The sequence below is a fragment of the Kitasatospora sp. NPDC058444 genome (assembly GCF_042721415.1).
Taxonomy (GTDB): Bacteria; Actinomycetota; Actinomycetes; order Streptomycetales; family Streptomycetaceae; genus Kitasatospora.
The window spans coordinates 24011-44754 of sequence record NZ_JBHXLL010000001.1; the positions used below are offsets into that span (position 1 = coordinate 24011).

Annotated in this window: 16 protein-coding genes; 9 read left to right on the forward strand and 7 right to left on the reverse strand. The window is 73.2% G+C overall.

Annotated features, from left to right (window positions below; translation table 11 throughout):
- Positions 1-37 precede the first annotated feature (37 nt).
- From ACFWP2_RS00125 to ACFWP2_RS00140, 4 genes are all read right to left on the reverse strand, one after another.
- Positions 38-1117 carry an NAD(P)/FAD-dependent oxidoreductase gene (locus ACFWP2_RS00125; protein WP_380446545.1) on the reverse strand — a complete coding sequence of 360 codons (1080 nt, stop codon included), beginning with the start codon at positions 1115-1117 and terminating at the stop codon, positions 38-40.
- Between the two features lie 88 nt (positions 1118-1205).
- The gene (gene sigJ, locus ACFWP2_RS00130) at positions 1206-2222 is read right to left on the reverse strand and encodes an RNA polymerase sigma factor SigJ (protein ID WP_380446548.1); all 1017 of its coding nucleotides are present in this window, start codon (positions 2220-2222) and stop codon (positions 1206-1208) included.
- 146 nt (positions 2223-2368) lie between these two features.
- Positions 2369-4267, reverse strand: a complete 1899-nt coding sequence (locus ACFWP2_RS00135; protein ID WP_380447469.1) for an ABC transporter ATP-binding protein — start codon at positions 4265-4267, stop codon at positions 2369-2371.
- Between the two features lie 185 nt (positions 4268-4452).
- The gene (locus tag ACFWP2_RS00140) at positions 4453-6186 is read right to left on the reverse strand and encodes an ABC transporter ATP-binding protein (protein WP_380446551.1); all 1734 of its coding nucleotides are present in this window, start codon (positions 6184-6186) and stop codon (positions 4453-4455) included.
- A gap of 309 nt (positions 6187-6495) precedes the next feature.
- Here ACFWP2_RS00140 and ACFWP2_RS00145 point away from each other — a divergent pair, with 309 nt between their 5' ends.
- The 3 genes from ACFWP2_RS00145 (at position 6496) to ACFWP2_RS00155 (ending at position 10316) form a co-directional block, all read left to right on the forward strand.
- The gene (locus ACFWP2_RS00145; protein ID WP_380446554.1) at positions 6496-8418 is read left to right on the forward strand and encodes an AMP-dependent synthetase/ligase; all 1923 of its coding nucleotides are present in this window, start codon (positions 6496-6498) and stop codon (positions 8416-8418) included.
- A gap of 70 nt (positions 8419-8488) precedes the next feature.
- Positions 8489-9718, forward strand: coding sequence for a radical SAM family heme chaperone HemW (hemW, locus tag ACFWP2_RS00150; protein ID WP_380446556.1), 1230 nt, complete (start codon positions 8489-8491; stop codon positions 9716-9718).
- A gap of 40 nt (positions 9719-9758) precedes the next feature.
- Positions 9759-10316 carry a Uma2 family endonuclease gene (locus tag ACFWP2_RS00155; RefSeq protein WP_380446559.1) on the forward strand — a complete coding sequence of 186 codons (558 nt, stop codon included), beginning with the start codon at positions 9759-9761 and terminating at the stop codon, positions 10314-10316.
- Here the strand turns inward: ACFWP2_RS00155 and ACFWP2_RS00160 are convergent.
- Genes ACFWP2_RS00160 through htpX form a run of 3 tightly spaced genes read right to left on the reverse strand, consistent with a single transcriptional unit; the run spans position 10307 to position 12700 of the window.
- On the reverse strand, positions 10307-11140 hold the full coding sequence (locus tag ACFWP2_RS00160) for a DUF3097 domain-containing protein (RefSeq protein ID WP_380446562.1): 834 nt from the start codon (positions 11138-11140) through the stop codon (positions 10307-10309). The genes ACFWP2_RS00155 and ACFWP2_RS00160 overlap by 10 nt on opposite strands.
- Positions 11141-11171: 31 nt before the next feature.
- A complete protein-coding gene (locus tag ACFWP2_RS00165) occupies positions 11172-11756 on the reverse strand; it encodes a hypothetical protein (protein WP_380446564.1) in 585 nt (194 codons plus the stop codon).
- Positions 11757-11779: 23 nt separating this feature from the next.
- The gene (htpX, locus tag ACFWP2_RS00170; RefSeq protein WP_380446567.1) at positions 11780-12700 is read right to left on the reverse strand and encodes a zinc metalloprotease HtpX; all 921 of its coding nucleotides are present in this window, start codon (positions 12698-12700) and stop codon (positions 11780-11782) included.
- Positions 12701-12989: 289 nt separating this feature from the next.
- On the opposite strand from htpX, the gene hrcA reads away from it, so the two are divergent.
- The 6 genes from hrcA to ACFWP2_RS00200 all read left to right on the forward strand — a co-directional run bounded on the left by hrcA (position 12990) and on the right by ACFWP2_RS00200 (position 20740).
- Positions 12990-14024, forward strand: coding sequence for a heat-inducible transcriptional repressor HrcA (gene hrcA / locus ACFWP2_RS00175; protein WP_380446569.1), 1035 nt, complete (start codon positions 12990-12992; stop codon positions 14022-14024).
- Positions 14025-14100: 76 nt separating this feature from the next.
- The gene (dnaJ, locus tag ACFWP2_RS00180) at positions 14101-15240 is read left to right on the forward strand and encodes a molecular chaperone DnaJ (protein WP_380446571.1); all 1140 of its coding nucleotides are present in this window, start codon (positions 14101-14103) and stop codon (positions 15238-15240) included.
- A gap of 79 nt (positions 15241-15319) precedes the next feature.
- Entirely contained in the window at positions 15320-16069 is a 750-nt protein-coding gene (locus tag ACFWP2_RS00185; protein WP_380446573.1) for a 16S rRNA (uracil(1498)-N(3))-methyltransferase, read from the forward strand.
- Between the two features lie 131 nt (positions 16070-16200).
- A complete protein-coding gene (locus tag ACFWP2_RS00190; RefSeq protein ID WP_380446576.1) occupies positions 16201-19464 on the forward strand; it encodes a PDZ domain-containing protein in 3264 nt (1087 codons plus the stop codon).
- Between the two features lie 140 nt (positions 19465-19604).
- Positions 19605-20333, forward strand: coding sequence for an RDD family protein (locus ACFWP2_RS00195; RefSeq protein WP_380446579.1), 729 nt, complete (start codon positions 19605-19607; stop codon positions 20331-20333).
- 53 nt (positions 20334-20386) lie between these two features.
- Positions 20387-20740, forward strand: a complete 354-nt coding sequence (locus tag ACFWP2_RS00200; RefSeq protein WP_224279444.1) for a histidine triad nucleotide-binding protein — start codon at positions 20387-20389, stop codon at positions 20738-20740.
- The last annotated feature ends 4 nt before the right edge of the window (positions 20741-20744 follow it).

Genomic DNA, 20744 nt, shown 5'->3' on the forward strand with positions numbered 1-20744 from the left:
CGGGCACCCGCCCGGGCCCTTCCGGCGTTCCGGCGGCCTACTTCAGGCTGCTGAGGACCACGCCGACGATCGCCGCCTTCGCCAGCCGCCCGGCGGTGCCGGTGAACACGGTGGGCCGCATCGAGTCGTCCGGACGGACCACCTGGAGCAGTCCGTCCCGCCGGCCGAGGCTCACGCACTGCACCTGGTACCGGAACGAGAACGGCCTGTCGGTGCGCCCGTCCAGCAGCTTGCCGAGGTACTGGCCCTGCGGCAGGGCGGTGGCGCAGCCCATCCGCAGGGTGCCGACGCCGGGGACGGTGACCGCGGCGGCGTCGCCGACCACATGGACGTCCGGGTGGGAGACCGACCGCAGGTGGTCGTCCACCAGGGCCCGGCCGCGCTCGTCCACGGCCAGTCCGGCCTCGGCGGCCAGCGGGTGCGGCTCCAGCGAGGCGGCCCAGACGACGAGGTCGGCCGCGATCGGGCCGGCGGTGGTGCGCAGCCCGTCCGGGGTGACCTCGGTGACGGTGGTGTTCTCGTGGACGCTCGCGCCGAGCCGGGCGAGGACGCGCAGGACGTGGGCCCGGCCCTTGGCCGAGTAGACGCCGCCGACCAGGCCGGACGCGACGATCCGCACCTCCCAGGCGGGGTGGGCCTCGGCGAGTTCGGTGGCCAGTTCGATGCCGGTGGCGCCGCCGCCGACCACGGCCAGGGTGCCGGGCTGTCCGGCCGTCTCGATCCGGCGGCGCAGCTCGGCGGCGCGCTCCGCCGAGTGGGCGAGCTGTTCGGCGCCGGGGACGCCGTGCCAGGCGGTGCGGCTGCCGAGGGCGTGGACCAGGGTGTCGTATGCCAGGGTGGTGCCGTCGTCCAGCCGGACCTCGTGCGCGTCCGGGTCGAGTCCGACGGCCCGGGCCCGGCGGTGGGTGACCCGGCTGCCGCGGGTGAGTTCGCCGATGGTGGGCCAGTCGCGGCCGCGGCCGGCCGCGGTCTCGTGCTGGCGGATGCGGTGCAGGATCCGCTCCTCGGGGGCGACCAGGGTGACGGCGTGGTGCCGTCCGGCGCCCTTGGCCGCGGTGAGCCCGGCGTACCCGGCGCCCAGTACGACGATCCGCCGACCGCTGGTGGTGCTGCTCATCTCGTCCGCCTCCTCGCGAGGGCGCTCCGGTGGAGCGCTGTTCGGGAAGGGGACGACGCGGCCGGTCAGGGTGTGACGGTGACCCGCGTCACAGCGTGATCGGGCTGATCCGGGCGAGCTTCTCGGGGTTGACGACGGTGTACGCCGCGGTGATCCGCCCGTCCGTGACGGCGAAGCCCACCACCCCGGTGACGGTGCCGGTGGCCCGCTCGTACCAGACCAGTCCGGGCTCGTCGTTGACCAGTGCGAGGTCCAGCGCGTACTCGGGGGTGAACCACTTGCCGACCAGGCCGGCCACCAGCCGGGCCACCTTGTCGGCGCCGTGCACCGGGCGGGCGGCGGCGCGGACGATGCCGCCGCCGTCGGCGTGCCAGACCACGTCCGGGTCGAGGACGTCCATCAGGCCCAGGATGTCGCCCCGGGTGCTGGCGGCGGCGAAGGCCTCGACGGCCCGCCGGTGCTCGCCCGGGTCGGTGTCGCCGGTGTGCTGGCCGCCGGCCCTGACCCGGCGGCGGGCCCGGGAGGCGAGCTGGCGGGCGGCGTCGGGGGTGCGCTCCAGGGAGGCGGCGATCTCCTCGAAGCCGACCGCGAAGACGTCGTGCAGCACGAAGGCGGCCCGCTCGGCGGGGGTGAGCTGTTCCAGCACGGCGAGCAGGGCGAGCGAGACGGACTCGCCGCGTTCGGCCAGCTCGTCGGGGGAGGCGGGGCCGGCGGTGTAGGAGACGGCCGGCTCGGGCAGCCACTCGCCGTAGTAGGCCTCGCGGCGGGCCCGGGCGGAGCCCAGCTGGTCGTAGCAGAGCCGGGTGACGACGGTGGTGAGGAAGGCGCGCGGGTCGGCGACGGCGGTGCGGTCGGCGGCCTGCCAGCGCAGCCAGGCGTCCTGGAGGACGTCCTCGGCGTCGGTGAACGAGCCGAGCAGCCGGTAGGCGACCGAGCCCAGGTAGCGGCGGTTCGCCTCGAAGGCGTCCGGGGTCTTCGCGGCGTCAGCGGTGCCAGGGATGCCAGCGGTCCCGGGGGTGCCGGGGGTGCCAGCGGTGCCAGGGGTGCCAGGGGTGCCAGGGGTGGCGGTGGCGTCCGGGCGGCCCGGGTCCTGGTCGTCGATCACGGGCCCAAGGTAGCGCGGGTGTGGCGAAAGCGAAGGGCCGGGGCGGGAAGTCCCCGCCCCGGCCCGCTCGCCGGCCGGGCGTCAGTCCACTGTGTCAGTCCACCGCGTCCGTCCACCGCGCCAGTTCACCGCGCCGGTCCACCACGTCAGTCCACCTCGACCGCGGCCTCGGCGAACTGCGCCTGGTAGAGCCGGGCGTAGGCGCCGTCGGCGGCGATCAGCTGCTCGTGCGAGCCCTGCTCGACGATCGAGCCGTTCTCCATCACCAGGATCACGTCGGCGTCCCGGATGGTGGAGAGCCGGTGGGCGATCACGAAGCTGGTGCGGCCGGTGCGCAGCCGGGCCATGGCCCGCTGGATCAGCACCTCGGTGCGGGTGTCGACGGAGCTGGTCGCCTCGTCCAGGACCAGGATGGACGGCTGGGCGAGGAAGGCCCGGGCGATGGTGATCAGCTGCTTCTCGCCGGTGCTGACGCCGGTGCCCTCGTCGTCGATGACGGTGTCGTAGCCGTCCGGCAGGGTGCGCACGAAGCGGTCGACGTGGGCGGCCCTGGCGGCCTCGACGACCTGTTCGCGGGTGGCGGACTCGGCGCCGTAGGCGATGTTGTCGGCGATGCTGCCGCCGAACAGCCAGGTGTCCTGGAGCACCATGCCGATGCCGGAGCGCAGTTCCTCGCGGGACATCGCGGCGATGTCCACGCCGTCGAGGGTGATCCGTCCGGAGCTGACCTCGTAGAACCGCATCAGCAGGTTGACCAGGGTGGTCTTGCCGGCGCCGGTGGGGCCGACGATGGCGACGGTCTGCCCCGGTTCGACCTTGAGCGAGAGGTCCTCGATGAGCGGCTTCTCGGGGTCGTAGCGGAAGGACACGTCCTGGAAGGCGACCCGGCCGCGCACCGCGTCGGGCCGTTCGGGCATGGCGGGTTCGGGGCTCTGCTCGGGGGCGTCCAGCAGCTCGAAGACGCGCTCGGCGGAGGCGACGCCGGACTGCACCAGGTTGGCCATGCTGGCGACCTGGGTGAGCGGCTGGCTGAACTGCCGCGAGTACTGGATGAACGCCTGGACGTCGCCGATGGACAGCGAGCCGCTGGCCACCCGCAGGCCGCCGACGACGGCGACCAGCACGTACTGGAGGTTGCCGATCAGCATCATCGCGGGCTGGATGACGCCGGAGATGAACTGGGCCTTGTAACTGGCCTGGTAGAGCGCCTCGTTGTGCTCGCGGAAGGTCTCCGCGGACTCCTGCTGCCGCCCGAACACCTTGACCAGGGTGTGGCCGGTGTACATCTCCTCGATGTGGGCGTTGAGTTGACCGGTGGACTTCCACTGCTGGACGAACTGCGGCTGGGCGCGCTTGCCGACCTTGGTGGCGACGACCACCGAGGCGGGCACCGAGACCAGGGCGATCACGGCGAGCAGCGGGGAGATCCAGAACATCATCGCGAGCACGCCGACCACGGTGAGCAGCGAGTTGACGACCTGTCCCAGGGTCTGCTGCATGGACTGGCCGATGTTGTCGATGTCGTTGGTGACCCGGCTGAGCACCTCGCCGCGCGGCTGCTTGTCGAAGTAGCTGAGCGGCAGCCGGGAGAGCTTGGCCTCGACGTCCTGGCGCAGCCGGTAGCTGGCGGCCTGGATGGCCTGGGTGGCCAGCCGGCCCTGGACGACGCCGAAGAGGGCGGAGGCGACGTAGACGCCGAGCACCCAGAGCAGGATGGTGCCGATGGCGCCGAAGTCCATGCCCTGGCCGGGGGTGAAGTCGACGGCGGAGAGCAGGTCGGCGACGCCGCCCTCGCCGTGGGCGCGCAGGCCCTCGACGACCTGCTCCTTGGAGGCGCCGGCCGGGAAGCGGGCGCCGACGACTCCGGCGAAGATCAGGTCGGTGGCGGTGCCGAGGATCTTGGGGCCGATGACGGCGCAGCCGATGCCGAGCACGCCGAGGAGCAGGACGCCGATCAGGGTGTTGCGTTCGGGGCGCAGCAGGCCGAGGACGCGCTTGCCGGAGCCCTTGAAGTCCATGGACTTCTCGGTGCCCTGGCCGCCCATGAAGCGGCCGGGGCCGGCCGGGCCGCGGCGGGCGGCGGCGGCCTGCGAGTCGCTGGGCAGTCCGGGGCGCTGCGCGGTGTCCCTGGTGGGGGAGTCCTTCTCGGGAGCGTCTTTCCCGAGGGCGTCCGCGGGGGCGGCGTCTCTCGGTGCCCGCCCCTTGTCCAGTTCGGGCTTTCCGGGGGTGGTCATGCCGCCTCCTGCTCGGTGAGCTGGGAGAGCACGATCTCCCGGTACGTCGGGTTGTCGGCCATCAGTTCGTGGTGGGTTCCGGTGCCGACGACGGCGCCTTCGTCGAGGACGATGATCCGGTCGGCGTCGCGGATGGTGGACACGCGCTGGGCGACGATCAGGACGGTGGCGTCGGAGGTCTCGCGGGCGAGGGCCTTGCGGAGCTTGGCGTCGGTGGCGTAGTCGAGTGCGGAGAAGGAGTCGTCGAAGAGGTAGACGGAGGGTCGGCGGACCAGGGTCCGGGCGATGGCCAGGCGTTGGCGCTGGCCGCCGGAGACGTTGCCGCCGCCCTGGGCGATGGGGGCGTCCAGGCCTTCGGGCAGCTTCTCGACGAACTCCTTGGCCTGGGCGATCTCCAGGGCGTGCCAGAGTTCCTCGTCGGTGGCGTCGGGCCGGCCGTAGCGGAGGTTGCTGGCGACGGTGCCGGAGAAGAGGTAGGGCTTCTGGGGGACGATGCCGACGTTCTCGGCGATCACGGCGGGGGCGAGTTCGCGGACGTCCACGCCGTCGAGCAGGACCTGGCCGGAGGTGGCGTCGAAGAGCCGGGGGACGAGGCCGAGCAGGGTGGACTTGCCGCTGCCGGTGGAGCCGATGATCGCGGTGGTCTCGCCGGGGCGGGCGGTGAGGTCGATGCCGCGCAGCACCGAGGCCTCGGCGCCGGGGTAGCGGAAGTCGACGTCGCGCAGTTCCAGGTTGCCGCGGCTCAGCACCTCGTCGACGGGGGCGGCGGGCGGGACGACGCTGCTGTGGGTGCCGAGGACGTCCTGGATGCGTTCGGCGCAGACCTCGGCGCGCGGCACCATCATGAACATGAAGGTGGCCATCATGACGCTCATCAGGATCTGCATCAGGTAGGAGAGGAACGCGGTGAGCGCGCCGATCTCCATGGCGCCGCTGTCGATGCGGTGGGCGCCGAACCAGAGCACGGCGACGCTGGAGACGTTCACGACCAGCATGACGGCGGGGAACATGACGGACATCAGCCGGCCGACCTGGCGGGCGACGTGGGTGAGGTCCTCGTTGGCGCCGGCGAAGCGGGCCTGCTCCTGGTCGTCCTTGACGAAGGCGCGGATGACCCGGATGCCGGTGATCTGCTCGCGCAGGACCCGGTTCACGGTGTCGATCTGCTCCTGCATGCTGCGGAACTTGGGGCGCAGCGCGCGGACCAGCAGGAGCACGACGACGCCGAGCACGGGGATGACGGCGAGCAGCAGGCCGGACAGCGGGACGTCCTGGTTGAGCGCCATGATGATGCCGCCGACGCACATGATCGGTGCGGCGACCATGAGCGTGAAGCTCATCAGGGCGAGCATCTGGACCTGCTGGACGTCGTTGGTGGTGCGGGTGATCAGCGAGGGGGCGCCGAACTGGCCGACCTCGCGGGCGGAGAAGCTCTGCACCCGGTCGAAGACGGCGGCGCGGACGTCCCGGCCGAAGGCCATGGCGGTGCGCGCGCCGAGGAGGACGGCGCCGATGGAGCACAGGGCCTGGAGGACGGTGACCGCGATCATCACCCCGCCGACGCGCAGGATGTAGCCGGTGTCGCCCTTGACCACGCCGTCGTCGATGATGTCGGCGTTGAGGGTCGGCAGATAGAGCGCCGCCAGGGTGGACACCAGCTGGAGCAGTACCAGCAGGGTGATCGGTCGGGAGTACGGGCGCAGGTACGCCCTCAGCAGTCTGATCAGCACTAGCACACTCTTGTCGTCGCCGGACGGGTTCGCACCCCAATTCTGGGTGTTCTGTAGCGTCGTACAGGCCATTCGGCGTGCGGGAGCCGTAGGTTTGCCGGGCCTTTGCCGAACGGCCGGGTCCGGCACCGGTGGCTCGGCCGCGTGCCGTCGGGCGCTGCCCTCTTACGGAATGACCGGTTTCCCCCTAGGCTGCTGATTGCCCCTTTGTTACCGACCGGTACCGCCCAGGTGAACCGGGGCCCGGCGGCCGCCCCCACGGACGCCGCGACAATCCCTCAGACGGCCACCCGCCACCGGAGGTCCTCGTTGAGTTCCGCGCAGTCCCTGATCGACTCCGGCAGGCCCGACCTCGTCGCCGGGCGTCCCGCCTCCGTCGCCCACCTGTTCCTGGAGCGGGTCGCCCTGACCCCGAACGCCGAGGCCTACCGGTACCCCTCGCCCGTGGACGAGCAGGCCGCCGACGGCGCGCCCGGCGCCGAGCAGTGGCGCTCGCTCACCTGGGCGCAGACCGCGACCCGGGTCAAGGCGGTGGCCGCCGGCCTGATGGCCCTCGGCATCCGTTCCGAGGACCGGGTGGCCCTGGCCTCCTCGACCCGGCTCGAATGGATCCTCGCCGACCTCGGCGCCATGTGCGCGGGCGCCGCGATCACCACCGTCTACCCGAGCACCAACGCCGACGAGACCGCCTTCATCCTCTCCGACTCCGGCTCCCGGGCCCTGTTCGCCGAGAACGCGGCCCAGCTGGCCAAGGCCGTCGGGCAGATCGACCAGCTGCCCGAGCTGCGCACCGTGATCCTCTTCGACGCGCCCGCCGAGGCCCCCGAGAGCGCCGGCCTGGAGGTGCTCACCCTCGCCGAGCTGGAGGAGCGCGGCTCCCGGTACCTGGCGGAGCACCCGGACGCGGTGGAGAAGGCCGTCGACGGGCTCGGCAAGGAGCAGCTGGCCACCCTCATCTACACCTCCGGCACCACCGGCCGCCCCAAGGGCGTGCGCCTGGTGCACGACTGCTGGGCGTACGAGGGCCGGGCGCAGGAGGCCAGCGGGCTGCTGGGCGCCGACGACGTGCACTTCATGTGGCTGCCGCTGTCGCACGTGTTCGGCAAGACGCTGATCTCCGGGCAGATCGCCACCGGGCACGTGATGGCGCTGGACGGCCGGGTGGACCGGATCATCCACAACCTGCCGGCGATCCGGCCGACCGTGATGGCTTCGGCGCCGCGCATCTTCGAGAAGGTCTACAACGGCATCGCGGGCCGGGCCCGGGCCGAGGGCGGCGCCAAGTACAAGATCTTCATGTGGGCGGCCAAGGTCGCCCGCGAGTACGCCCGGGCCGTCCAGGAGAGCCGGGTGGCCACCGGCGCCGAGTCGGCCCCGCTGGGCCTGCGGGTGCAGCACGCGCTCGCCGACAAGCTGGTCTACGCGAAGATCCGGGCGGCCTTCGGCGGCCGGCTGCGCGGCGCGGTCTCCGGCAGCGCCGCGCTCGCCCCGGAGATCGGCTACTTCTTCATCGGCGCCGGGGTGCCCATCCTGGAGGGCTACGGCCTGAGCGAGACCAGCGCGGGCTCCTGCGTCAACCGCGCGGAGGACGTGCGGATCGGCACGGTGGGCCGCCCGCTGCCCGGCACCGAGGTGCGGATCGCCGAGGACGGCGAGATCCTGCTGCGCGGCCCGGGCGTCATGCGCGGCTACCACAACCTGCCCGAGAAGACCGCCGAGGTGCTGGAGCCGGACGGCTGGTTCCACACCGAGGACATCGGCGAGCTCAGCGCGGACGGCTTCCTGCGGATCACCGACCGCAAGAAGGACCTGTTCAAGACCTCCGGCGGCAAGTACGTGGCGCCCAGCGAGGTCGAGGGCAAGTTCAAGGCGGTCTGCCCGTTCGTCAGCAACATCCTGGTGATCGGCAACGGCCGCAACTTCTGTACCGCGCTGATCGGCCTGGACGAGGCGGTCCTCATGCCCTGGGCCGCCGAGCACGGCCTGGCCGGCCGGTCCTACGCCGAGCTGGCCGCCGAGCCGGCCGTGCACGAGCTGATCGGGGGCTTCGTCAAGCGGGTCAACGGCGACCTCCAGCGCTGGCAGACGATCAAGAAGTTCCACCTGCTGCCGCGCGACCTCGACATCGAGCACGGCGAGCTCACGCCCAGCCTGAAGATCAAGCGCCCGGTGGTCGAGCGGGAGTACGCGGACGCCGTGACCGCCATGTACGCGGGTGCCAACGAGGCGTAACGGCGGGCCCTGAGCCGCCCGCTCCCGTACGGCTCACCCGAACGGGTGGGCCGTACGGGACAATGGGCTCATGCCCTCCGCACTTCCCGACGGCGAACCGGTGCCGTCCGACGGTTCCCTGCCCGCGCACGCCCTCGACGGGCTGGGTTCGCGGCCGTTCGGCTTCTACCTGCACGTGCCCTACTGCGCCAGCCGCTGCGGCTACTGCGACTTCAACACCTACACCGCCACCGAGCTGCGCTCCTCCGGGGCCGTCGCCTCGCAGGAGACCTACGCGGACAACGTGGTCGCCGAGATCCGCCACGCCCGCGAGGTGCTCGGGGACGCCGACCTCCCGGTGCGGACCGTCTTCCTCGGCGGCGGCACCCCGACCCTGCTGCCCGCCCGCGACCTGGTGAAGATGCTCGCCGCGATCCGCGAGGAGTTCGGGCTCGCCGAGGACGCCGAGGTCACCACCGAGGCCAACCCGGAGTCGGTCGACCCGGCCTACCTGGCCGAACTGCGCGAGGGCGGCTACAACCGGCTCTCCTTCGGCATGCAGAGCGCCCGCCCGCACGTCCTGAAGCTGCTGGACCGCCACCACACCCCGGGCCGCCCCGAGGCCTGCGTGGCCGAGGCCCGCGCGGCCGGCTTCGAGCACGTCAACCTCGACCTCATCTACGGCACCCCGGGCGAGTCCGACGACGACTGGCGGGCCTCCCTGGACGCCGCCATCGGCGCCGGGCCCGACCACGTCTCCGCGTACTCGCTGATCGTCGAGGAGGGCACCCGGCTCGCCGCCCGGGTCAAGCGCGGCGAACTGCCGATGATCGACGACGACGTGCACGCCGACCGCTACCTGATCGCCGAGGAGGCCCTCAGCGCCGCCGGCTACTCCTGGTACGAGGTCTCCAACTGGGCCACCACCCCCGAGGGCCGCTGCCGCCACAACGAGCTGTACTGGACCGGCGCCGACTGGTGGGGTGCGGGCCCCGGCGCCCACAGCCACGTCGGCGGCGTCCGCTGGTGGAACGCCAAGCACCCCGCCGCCTACGCCCGGGCCCTCGCCGAACACCGCACCCCGGCCCTGGCCCGCGAGGTGCTGGAGGACGAGGACCGCCGCGTCGAGCGCATCCTCCTGGAGCTGCGCCTGGTCGACGGCATCCCCCTCGACCTGCTGACGGACACCGGCCGCGAGGCGGCGGACCGCCACCTCGCCGACGGCCTCCTCGCCGCCGGGCCCTACGCGCGGGGCCGCGCCGCCCTCACCCTCCGGGGCCGCCTCCTGGCGGACGCCGTCGTACGTGACTTGGTGGACTGAGTGTCGTTAACGTGGTGTCAGCCGTCGGAGGGAGCGCGCGATGACCGCCATCGATGATCGGATGACCGGGATCTTCGAGAACCTGGAGGTGCCGGAAGGCGTCAAGGCCGAGCTCATCAGGGGGGAAATCGTGATGATGGCCGGGCCGGACATGGTCCACAACCTCATCGTCTCCGGGATCCAGCACCAGACCCCCTACGCCAGGTGGCGGGCGCTTCAGACCCAGGATCTGATCATCTCCGGCGAGGCCAGCGAACCGCAGCCGGACCTTGTCGTCTTCGAGCGCGGTGCCGTCCCGGAGGCGGGCCGTCTGTTGCCCGCCTCCGTGGTGACCGTCGTGGTCGAGGTGGTTTCCAAGACCAGCGTGCACCGGGACTACCGGATCAAGCGTGAGATGTACGCCCAGGGTGGGATTCCGGTGTACCTCATCGTCGATCCGCTCAAGGGCCTGTGTGTGCTCCTCACCGATCTGACCACCGACACCGCTACGGGTACCCCGGTGTACTGGTCCGAGCGGACCACCAAGTTCGGTGATCCGATTCAGCTCGACCTGCTGGGCATCACGCTGGACACCTCGGAGTTCCGGACCTACTCCTGACCCGGCAGGGCCGTGAAGTCGATCAATTCCTCCACCCGGCCCAGCAGTTCGGGCTCCAGGTCCTTGTAGCTGTTCACCTTCGACAGGATGTGCTTCCAGGCCGCCGGGGTGTCCACCGGCCAGCCGAGGCGGCGGCAGGTGCCCTCCTTCCAGTCCTCGTCCCTCGGGACGGCGGGCCAGGCGGGGATGCCGACGGACGCGGGCTTCACGGCCTGCCAGATGTCGATGTAGGGGTGGCCGACGACCAGCACCGACTCCCCGGTGACCCGGGCGGCGATGCGGTGCTCCTTCGTCCCCGGGAGCAGGTGGTCGACCAGGACGCCGAGGCGGCGGCCGGGGCCGGGGGCGAAGTCGGCGACGATCGCGGGCAGGTCGTCGATGCCGCGCAGGTACTCGACGACGACGCCCTCGATCCGCAGGTCGTCGCCCCAGACCCGCTCGACCAGCTCGGCGTCGTGCCGGCCCTCGACGTAGATGCGGGACTCCCGGGCGATCCGGGCGCGGGCGTTCGGGACGGCGACCGAGCCGGAGGCGGTGCGGCCGGGCGTACGGGGGGCGGACGGCGCCGCGGGCCGGACCAGGGTGACGACCCCGCCCTCCAGCAGGAAGCCGCGCGGCACCAGCGGGAACACCCGGTGCTTGCCGAACCGGTCCTCCAGGGTGACGGTGAACCCCTCGGCGGTCTTCTCGCAGCGCACCACCGCCCCGCAGAAGCCGGTCGCCGCCTCCTCGACCACCAGGTCCCGCTCGGCGGGCACCTCCGGGGCGGGGGCCTGCTTCTTCCACGGCGGGGTCAGGTCGGGTCCGTACGGGCGACTGCGCATACGGGTGATCATAGGGAGGGCGGACGGCGCGTCAGAGGCCCGGCGCGCCCCAGACCGGGAACCAGCGGCTCAGGTCCTTCTCCAGCCGCAGGTCGTTCCCCAGCATCGCGTTGACCTGCAGCTCCAGCGGGCTGTTGCGCTTCTCCCCGCCGCCGGGCATCGGGGCGAAGGGGTAGAACGTCCCCCGCTTGTAGAGGTAGACCAGGGCCAGCGACTGCCCCTGCCCGTCGCGGAAGGCCACCAGCGAGCAGAGCAGCTGCGGCCCGAAGCCGTTCGCCTCCAGTTCGCTGTTGACCGCGTGCAGGTCGTTGACCAGCTCCGGCAGCTCCTCGGGCCGGTGCCGGGCGAGCAGCCAGGAGTAGCCGTAGTCGTCCTTGGAGGCCTCCACCGGGACGCCGCCGCGTTCGGTGTCGGCGTCCAGCAGCGCCCGGACCTGCTGCTCGACCTGCACGAAGGCCGCGCCCTCGACGGCCGCGAAGCAGACCGAGCCGAGCCCGGTGGGGGTGAACCCGGCCCCGGCCTCCAGGGTGAGCGCGGCGGACGGCACGCCGAACAGCTGGTCGAGGTCGGGCTTGACGGGCTTGGTGCGGCCGAAGAGGGCGTCCAGGATTCCCACGGCGGTCCTTTCGCGTCAGGGGCTCAGCGGCCGAGCTGCTCGGAGATCCTCGCCAGCTGCGCCAGCCGCTTCTCCAGGCTCGGGTGGGTGGAGAACAGCTGCGTGGCGGCCTCCCGGGCGCCCAGCGCGGGGGCGAAGTAGAAGGCGTTGTACGGCTGCGCCTGGCGCAGGTCCTTGCTGGGGATGGCCGCGATCTGCCCGGTCACCTTGGTGAGCGCCGAGGCGAGGGCGCTGGGCCGGCCGGTGAGCTGGGCGGCGGCCCGGTCGGCGGCCAGCTCGCGGTAGCGGGAGAGCAGCCGGGTGAGCAGGAAGCTGATCGCGTAGACGACCATCGACACCAGCGGGATGATCAGCGCCAGGATGGCGGCGTTCTGGTCGTTGTTGTTGCGCCCGCCGCCCATGAACCCGCCGTACACGGCGATCCGGGTCATCGCCCCGGCGAGGACGCCGAGGAAGCCGGCGATCGTCATCACCGCGACGTCCCGGTGGGCGACGTGCGACAGCTCGTGCGCGAGGACGCCCTCCAGCTCCTCCGGCTCCAGCCGGCGCAGCAGCCCGGTGGTCACGCAGATCACCGCGTTCTGCGGGTTGCGGCCGGTGGCGAAGGCGTTCGGCATGTCGTTGTCGGCGACCGCCACCCGGGGTTTGGGCATGTCGGCCAGCGCGCAGAGCCGGTCGACGGTGCCGTGCAGCTGGGGGAACTGTTCCGGGGACACCTGGTGGGCGCCCATCGCCCGTTCGGTGATCTTGTCGCTGAACCAGAACTGGGCCACGAACAGCCCGCCGGAGATCAGGACGATCAGTGGCCAGGCGCCGCGCAGCAGCGCGATCAGCAGGCCGGTGAAACCGACGTACAGCAGCCCGATCACGAACATCGTCGCGACCATGCGGCCGGTCAGGCCGCGGTCGGGCGCGAAACGGGTGTGCTGGCCCGAGCTCGACATCGCTTGCTCCTCCGTTCGCCGTCGCTTTCGATGCTGCCACCCGGACGGCCTCCCGGCACCACCCCGGTGCCGGGAGGATCGAACCGGCGGCGCCCCGCGGGCCGTGTCCGGAACTGCGGGGAGGATCACCCCGCTCGGGCCGTTCCTGCCGTAGGACCCGGGCCTTACACTGGCAGGTACGGTTCTGGCACTCGTACGTTCAGAGTGCCAAGGCCGAGGGCCTCCCGGAACGGCCCGCGGCAGCAAGGGACACAGTCGGACGACGTGCGAGGACGGAGGTGCGCGCCCCATGGCCGGTGAGGTCCGCCAGCTGGACGAACGCAAGCTCGCCGTACTGCGCGCGATCGTGCAGGACTACGTGGGCACCGAGGAGCCGGTCGGCTCCAAGGCCCTGGTGGAGCGGCACAACCTCGGGGTCTCGCCGGCGACCGTCCGCAACGACATGGCGGCGCTGGAGGAGGAGGGCTACATCCACCAGCCGCACACCAGCGCCGGCCGCATCCCGACCGACAAGGGGTACCGCCTCTTCGTCGACAAGCTCGCCGAGATCAAGCCGATGAGCGCTCCCGAGCGCCGGGCCATCCGGCACTTCCTGGACGGCGCGGTCGACCTGGACGACGTGGTCGCCCGCACCGTGCGGCTGCTCGCCCAGCTGACCCGGCAGGTCGCGGTGGTGCAGTACCCCTCGCTGTCGCGCTCCACCGTCCGGCACATCGAGCTGGTGGCGCTGGCCCCGGCCAAGGTGATGCTGGTGCTGATCACCAACACCGGCCGGGTCGAGCAGCGGATGGTCGACTGCCCGGGCACGGTCGGCGAGACGGTGCTGGCGGACCTGCGGGCCCGGATCAACGCGAGGGCCGCCGGCCGGCGCCTCCCGGAGGTCCCGGGGCTGCTGGAGGAGCTGCCGGCGCTGTTCGAGCAGGTCGACCGGCCGACCGTCAGCACCGTCCTGGCGACCCTGTTCGAGACGCTCGCCGAGCAGAACGAGGAGCGGATCATGCTGGCCGGCACGGCCAACCTGACCCGCTTCGGGCACGACTTCCCGCTCACCATCCAGCCGGTGCTGGAGGCCCTGGAGGAGCAGGTCGTCCTGCTCCGCCTCCTGGGTGAGACCGCGGACGCCGCGATGACGGTCCGGATCGGGCGGGAGAACGCCTATGAAGGGCTGAATTCCACCTCGATCGTTTCGGTCGGCTACGGTTCGGGCGACGAGAGCGTGGCGAAACTGGGTGTGATCGGTCCGACCCGGATGGACTACCCGGGCACAATGGGGGCGGTGCGAGCGGTGGCGCGGTACGTGGGCCAGATCCTGGCCGAGTCCTAGCAAAGGTCACCGTTAAAAGATTTAACGGTGGCGTCCAGTCGCAGCACTACTACAGGCGGAACAAGCGGAGCATTTGGTGGCCACGGACTACTACGCGGTACTCGGCGTCCGACGGGATGCGGGGCAGGACGAGATCAAGAAGGCGTTCCGGCGCCTGGCACGCGAACTGCACCCGGACGTCAACCCGGACCCGAAGACGCAGGAGCGGTTCAAGGAGATCAACGCCGCTTACGAGGTGCTCTCCGACCCGCAGAAGCGTCAGGTCTACGACCTCGGCGGGGACCCGCTGTCCCCGGGCGGCGGCGGCGCGGGCGGCTTCGGCGCCGGCGCGGCGGGCTTCGGCTTCTCCGACATCATGGACGCCTTCTTCGGCGCCGCGGCCGGCCAGCGCGGCCCGCGCTCGCGCACCCGCCGCGGCCAGGACGCCATGATCCGGCTGGAGATCACCCTGGAGGAGGCCGCCTTCGGCACCACCAAGGAACTCCAGGTCGACACCGCCGTCACCTGCACCACCTGCAGTGGCGAGGGCGCGGCCCCCGGCACCTCGGCGCAGACCTGTGACATGTGCCGCGGCAAGGGCGAGGTCTCCCAGGTCACCCGGTCCTTCCTGGGCCAGGTCATGACCTCCCGCCCGTGCCCGCAGTGCCAGGGCTTCGGCACCGTCGTGCCGACCCCGTGCCCGGAGTGCGCCGGCGACGGCCGCGTGCGCGCCCGCCGCACCCTGACGGTCAAGATCCCGGCCGGTGTCGACAACGGCACCCGGATCCAGCTGGCCGGCGAGGGCGAGGTCGGCCCCGGCGGCGGCCCGGCCGGCGACCTGTACGTCGAGATCGCCGAGACCAGCCACACCATCTTCCAGCGGCGCGGGGACGACCTGCACTGCACCGTCACCATCCCGATGACGGCGGCCGCGCTCGGCACCCAGGTGCCGCTGCAGACCCTGGACGGCCTGGAGGAGGTCGACATCCGGCCCGGCACCCAGTCCGGCCAGTCGATCCCGCTGCACGGCCGGGGCATCACCCACCTGCGCGGCGGCGGCCGGGGCGACCTGATAGTGCACGTCGAGGTGAAGACGCCCAGCAAGCTCGACGCCGAACAGGAGGAGCTGCTGCGCCGCCTCGCGGTGCTGCGCGGCGAGGAGCGGCCGTCCGGCCAGTTCGCGCCGGGCCAGCAGGGCCTGTTCTCCCGGCTGAAGGACGCCTTCAACGGCCGGTAGTCGTCCGTGGAGGGGTGCCGGGGGAAGCTCCCCGGCACCCCTTTCGGTGTTCTCGTCCCACTCCTGGAGGTTCCCCGTCATGACCGCGCCCGTCTTCCTCGTCGAGACCGAGCGGATCGCCGCCGCCGCGCCCGGGGCCGTGGTGCGCCTGGACGGTCCGGAGGGGCGGCACGCGGCCGCGGTGAAGCGGCTGCAGCCGGGCGAGGCGGTGACCCTGGCCGACGGGCTGGGGCTCGGGGTGGACGGCACGGTCGCCGAGGTGCTCGGCAAGGACGGGATCGACGTGACGGTCGCCGCCGTGCGCCGGGAGCCGGAGCCCGCGCCGCGGATCGTGGTCGTCCAGGCGCTGCCCAAGGGCGACCGGGGCGAGCTGGCCGTGGAGACCATGACCGAGGTCGGCGTGGACGTGGTGATCCCGTGGTCCGCCTCGCGCTGCATCACCCAGTGGAAGGGCGACCGCGGCGCCAAGGCGCTCGCCAAGTGGCGGGCCACCGCCCGGGAGGCGGGCAAGCAGTCCCGCCGGCTGCGCTTCCCCGAGGTCCGGGACGTGATGACCACCCGGCAGCTGACGCCGGTGCTGGCGCAGGCCGCGTTCGCCGCCGTGCTGCACGAGGAGGGCGCCGAGCCGCTGGCGCACGCCGGGCTGCCGCGGGGCGGGGACATCGTGCTGGTGGTCGGCCCGGAGGGCGGGGTCTCCCCGGAGGAGCTGGCCGCCTTCGCCGAGGCGGGGGCCAAGCCGTACCGGCTGGGGCCCTCGGTGCTGCGCACCTCCACCGCCGGGGTGGCCGCCGGCGCGCTGCTGCTCGGGCGCACCGGCCGCTGGTCGTGACGGCCTCCGGGGCGGCTCGCGCAGCGGCTTCCCGGACGGTTCCCGGGAGCCTGTAACAGCCCTGCGCGGGCGGCGCCGGGACTCTGGGAAAATCGGCGCGGATCGTACGCGCACCTGCTTAGGCTGGCCGGGTGACGGACTCCCTGAGCACCTCCTCGAACAGCTCGGCGGGCGCCTACCTGCGCCATCCCCACCTGCACGGCGACCTGGTCGCCTTCGTCGCCGAGGACGACCTCTGGCTCGCCCCGCTGGACGGCGGCCGGGCCTGGCGGCTGACGGCGGACCACCTGCCGGTCCACCACCCGAGGTTCTCCCCGGACGGGCGGCACCTCGCCTTCACCTCCACCCGGGACGGCGCCCCCGAGGTGCACGTGGTGCCGGTGGACGGCGGCCCCTCGCGCCGGCTCACCCACTGGGGCAGCCACCAGACCCGGGTGCTCGGCTGGAGCGCCGACGGCCGCCCGATCGCCGCCACCGCGGCCGGCGAGGCCAGTTCCCGCCGCACCTGGGCGCACGCCGTGCCGCTGGACGGCGGCGAGCCGCAGCGGCTGCCGTACGGGCCGGTCGGCGGGCTCGCCTTCGAGCCGGGCGGGGACCGGGTGCTGCTGAGCAGCGTCAACGGCCGCGATCCGGCCTGGTGGAAGCGGTACCGGGGCGGGCGGGCCGGCAAGCTGTGGCTGGGCCGGGACGAGTTCACGCGCGTCCACGCGGAACTGGACGGGCAGCTGGACTCGCCGCTCTGGGTGACCGGGGAGGGCGGGGGAGGCGGCCGGATCGCCTTCCTGTCCGACCACGAGGGCGTCGGCGAGCTGTGGTCCAGCGGCCCGGACGGCACCGACCTGCGCCGCCACACCGCCGACCCGGACGGCTTCTACGCCCGGGGTGCCACCACCGACGGCACCCGGGTGGTCTTCCACCGGGCCGGCGACCTCTGGCTGCTGGACGACCTGGACGGCGCCGAGCCGCGCCGGCTGGACGTCCGCCTCGCCGGTCCGCGGGCCGGGCGCCGCCCCCGCCCGGTGCCCGCCGCGCACTGGCTGGACTCCGTCGCCCCGGACCGCACCGGCCGGGGCAGCGCCGTGGTGGTGCGCGGCAGCGTGCACTGGCTGACCCACCGGGAGGGCCCGGCCCGGGTGCTGGACGAGACCCCGGGGGTGCGCGGACGGCTGGTGCGGGTGGCGCCGGGCGAGGACGGCGCCCAGGGCGTGCTGTGGGTGTCCGACGCCGAGGGCGAGGACGCCCTGGAGTTCGCCCCCGACCTGCACGGCGCCGAGCGCCGCCGGCTGGCCGCGGGGCAGCTCGGCCGGGTCAACTCGCTGACGGTCTCCCCGGACGGCAAGCAGGCCGCGATCGGTGCGCACGACGGCCGGGTGCTGCTGGTCTCGCTGGCCGACGGCGCCGTGCACGAGCTGGACCGCAGCGCCGACGGCGAGGCCGGCGGGCCGGCCTTCAGTCCGGACTCGGCCTGGCTGGCCTGGTCGCGCCCGGTGCGCGGGATGGGCCCCCACGCGCTGCGCCAGATCGTGCTGGCCAACCTGGCCACCCGGACGATCGGCGAGGTCACCCAGCCGCGCTTCGTGGACACCTCGCCCGCCTTCACCGCGGACGGGCGCTACCTGGCCTTCCTGTCGGTGCGCAACTTCGACCCGGTCTACGACGCGCACGTCTTCGACCTGTCCTTCCCGAACGGCTGCCGCCCCTACCTGGTCACCCTGGCCGCCGACACGCCCTCCCCGTTCGGGCCGCAGCGGGCCGGGCGCCCGCTCGGCGGCGAGGAGGACGAGCCGAAGGCCCGCAAGGCGGACGGCGAGGAGGCGGCGGCCGACGCCGCGCCGGTGACCAGGGTGGACCTGGACGGCATCGCCGACCGGATCGTCGCCTTCCCGGTCGAGGGCGGCCGCTTCGAGGAGCTGGCCGCCGCCAAGGACGGCGTGCTCTGGACCAGGGCCCCGCTGATGGGCGAACTCGGCGACGAGGCCGCCTCGTTGGACGACGACCGCCCGCGCCCGGTGCTGGAGCGCTTCGACCTGCGCAAGCGCCGGGTCGAGCAGCTGGTGCACGGCCTGGACGACTTCGCGGTCAGCGCGGACGGCACCCGGGTGGCGGTGCTGGACGAGGGCGAGCTGCGGGTCGTCCCGGCCGACCACAAGGGCGGCGACGACGAGGAGACCACCGTCGACCTCGCCCGGCTGCGGGTGACCGTCGACCCGGCCGCCGAGTGGCGGCAGATGTACGCCGAGAACGGCCGGCTGATGCGGGACAACTTCTGGCGCCCCGACCTCTCCGGCGTCGACTGGGACGGGGTGCTGGAGCGCTACCGGCCGCTGGTCGAGCGGGTCGGCTCGCACGACGAACTCGTCGACCTGCTCTGGGAGGTGCACGGCGAACTCGGCACCTCGCACGCCTACGTGCTGCCCTACGGCCGGTACACCGAGCCCGCCCGGCGCCAGGGCCTGCTCGGCGCCGACCTGGTCCGGGACGGCGAGCGGTGGCGGATCGCCCGGATCCTGCCCGGGGAGTCCTCCGACCCCAGGGCCCGCTCGCCGCTGGCCGCGCCCGGCGTGGCGATCCGCCCGGGCGACGCGGTGCTGGCCGTCAACGGCCGCCCGGTGGACCCGGTCACCGGCCCGGCCCCGCTGCTGGCCGGCACGGCGGGCCAGCCGGTCGAGCTGACCGTGGCCGGGAAGGACGGCACCGACCGGCGCCACCCGGTGGTCGTCCCGCTCGCCGACGAGGAGGCGCTGCGCTACCACGACTGGGTGGCGGGGCGGCGGGCCGCGGTGCGCGAGCTGTCCGGCGGACGGCTGGGCTACCTGCACCTGCCCGACATGCAGACGGCCGGCTGGGCCCAGCTGCACCGCGACCTGAGCAGCGAGATGGCCAGGGAGGGCCTGGTCGTCGACGTCCGCGGGAACCGGGGCGGCCACACCTCGCAGCTGGTGATCGAGAAGCTGACCCGCCGGATCATCGGCTGGGACGTCATCCGGGACACCGACCACCCGGTGCCCTACCCGGCGGACGCCCCGCGCGGTCCGGTGGTCGCGCTCGCCGACGAGTTCACCGGCTCGGACGGCGACGTGGTCAACGCCGCCGTCCAGGCGCTCGGGATCGGCCCGGTGGTCGGCACCCGCACCTGGGGCGGGGTGATCGGCATCGACAGCCGCTACCGGCTGGTCGACGGCACCCTGGTCACCCAGCCCAAGTACGCGCTCTGGATCGAGAACTACGGCTGGGGCCTGGAGAACCACGGCGTCGACCCGGACGTCGAGGTGCCGTTCGCCCCGCACCACTGGGCGGCCGGCGAGGACCCCCAGCTGTCCGAGGGCGTCCGGCTCGCCCTGGCGCGGCTCGCCGAGACCCCGGCCCGGACGGCGCCGCCGCTGCCCTGGCGGTAGCGGGGCGCGGCCCGCGGAGCGGGAGGTCGCAGCGGTGGGTCGGAGCGGGAGGCCGGACGGGCCGACTTCCCGCTCCGGTGCGTGGGGGCGTGGGTAGGATGCGGGGCTGCTTCTTGATCCACAGCTCACGGGGGAACCACATGGCGCAGGGCTACCCGCCGCCGCAGTACGGCCAGAATCCTTACGCACCGCAGCAGCAGCCCCACCCGCCGGCGCAGCCGTACCCGCCGCAGGGGTACCCGCAGCAGCCGTACGCGCCGCAGGGGTACCCGCAGCAGCCCCACCCGCCGCAGGGGTACGCACCGCCGCAGCCCCACCCGCCGCAGGGGCAGGCCCCGCAGGCGTACGCCCAGCCGTACCCGGGCCCCTACCCGCGGCCCGAGCAGCAGCGGCGGGCGCTGCCGCCGTGCCCCAAGGAGGCGGGCGGCGGCCGGCGGTTCCTGGCGATCGTGCTGGACTGGCTGTTCGCGATCGGCCTCGGCTTCGTCGCCGCCAACGCCGCGAGCCGCCCGAAGACCCGGTACGTGGCAGGCCACGCCGTGCAGAGCGGCGGGCCGGTGGTGCCCTACTTCGTGGCGCTGCTGGTCGTCGGCCTCGCCGCGTCCTTCCTCAACCAGGTGGTGCTCGCCCGGCTGACCGGCTTCAGCGTCGGCAAGGGGATCATGGCGATGCGGGTGGTGCGCCGCAAGGGCGTGACGCGGCCCAACACCTGGCGGCTCACCAGGCGCTGGCTGATCGGCTTCGTCATCCTCGCGGTCGCCTTCCTCACCGAGGACTTCGACACCGACGAGGGCGACGTCGTCGGCATGCGCTCGGTGCGCTGGAAGCACCTCCAGGAGTACCGGCAGGCCGTCGCCGCGCTCGGCTAGGCTGCGCCCGTACGGCCCCACCACCCGACGTACCGATCCCGAGGAGGGACTCCATGGCCGGCGAGCCGCAGCCCGACTGCCTGTTCTGCAAGATCGTGGCGGGCGAGATCCCGGCGACCGTGGTGCGCAAGACCGAGCGCACCCTCGCCTTCCGCGACATCGCCCCCAAGGCGCCCGTGCACGTGCTGGTGATCCCGCACGTGCACTACCCGAACGCGGCCGCGCTGGCCGCCGCCGAGCCGGAGATCGCCGGCGAACTGCTCGCCGAGGCGGGCGCGGTGGCCAGGGACGAGGGCATCGAGGACTACCGGCTGATCTTCAACACCGGAGCGGGCGCCGGGCAGACCGTCTTCCACGCCCACGTCCACGTGCTCGGCGGCATGTCGATGACCGAGCGCATGGTCTGACCGC

Coding starts and splice junctions, on each gene's coding strand:
- ACFWP2_RS00125 (WP_380446545.1), bottom strand. CDS start 1,117: ATGAGCAGCACCACCAGCGGTCGGCGGATCGTCGTACTGGGCGCCGGG.
- ACFWP2_RS00135 (WP_380447469.1), bottom strand. CDS start 4,267: ATGGGCGGCCAGGGCACCGAGAAGTCCATGGACTTCAAGGGCTCCGGC.
- hemW (WP_380446556.1), top strand. CDS start 8,489: ATGCCCTCCGCACTTCCCGACGGCGAACCGGTGCCGTCCGACGGTTCC.
- ACFWP2_RS00155 (WP_380446559.1), top strand. CDS start 9,759: ATGACCGCCATCGATGATCGGATGACCGGGATCTTCGAGAACCTGGAG.
- ACFWP2_RS00160 (WP_380446562.1), bottom strand. CDS start 11,140: ATGCGCAGTCGCCCGTACGGACCCGACCTGACCCCGCCGTGGAAGAAG.
- htpX (WP_380446567.1), bottom strand. CDS start 12,700: ATGTCGAGCTCGGGCCAGCACACCCGTTTCGCGCCCGACCGCGGCCTG.
- hrcA (WP_380446569.1), top strand. CDS start 12,990: ATGGCCGGTGAGGTCCGCCAGCTGGACGAACGCAAGCTCGCCGTACTG.
- ACFWP2_RS00185 (WP_380446573.1), top strand. CDS start 15,320: ATGACCGCGCCCGTCTTCCTCGTCGAGACCGAGCGGATCGCCGCCGCC.
- ACFWP2_RS00195 (WP_380446579.1), top strand. CDS start 19,605: ATGGCGCAGGGCTACCCGCCGCCGCAGTACGGCCAGAATCCTTACGCA.
- ACFWP2_RS00200 (WP_224279444.1), top strand. CDS start 20,387: ATGGCCGGCGAGCCGCAGCCCGACTGCCTGTTCTGCAAGATCGTGGCG.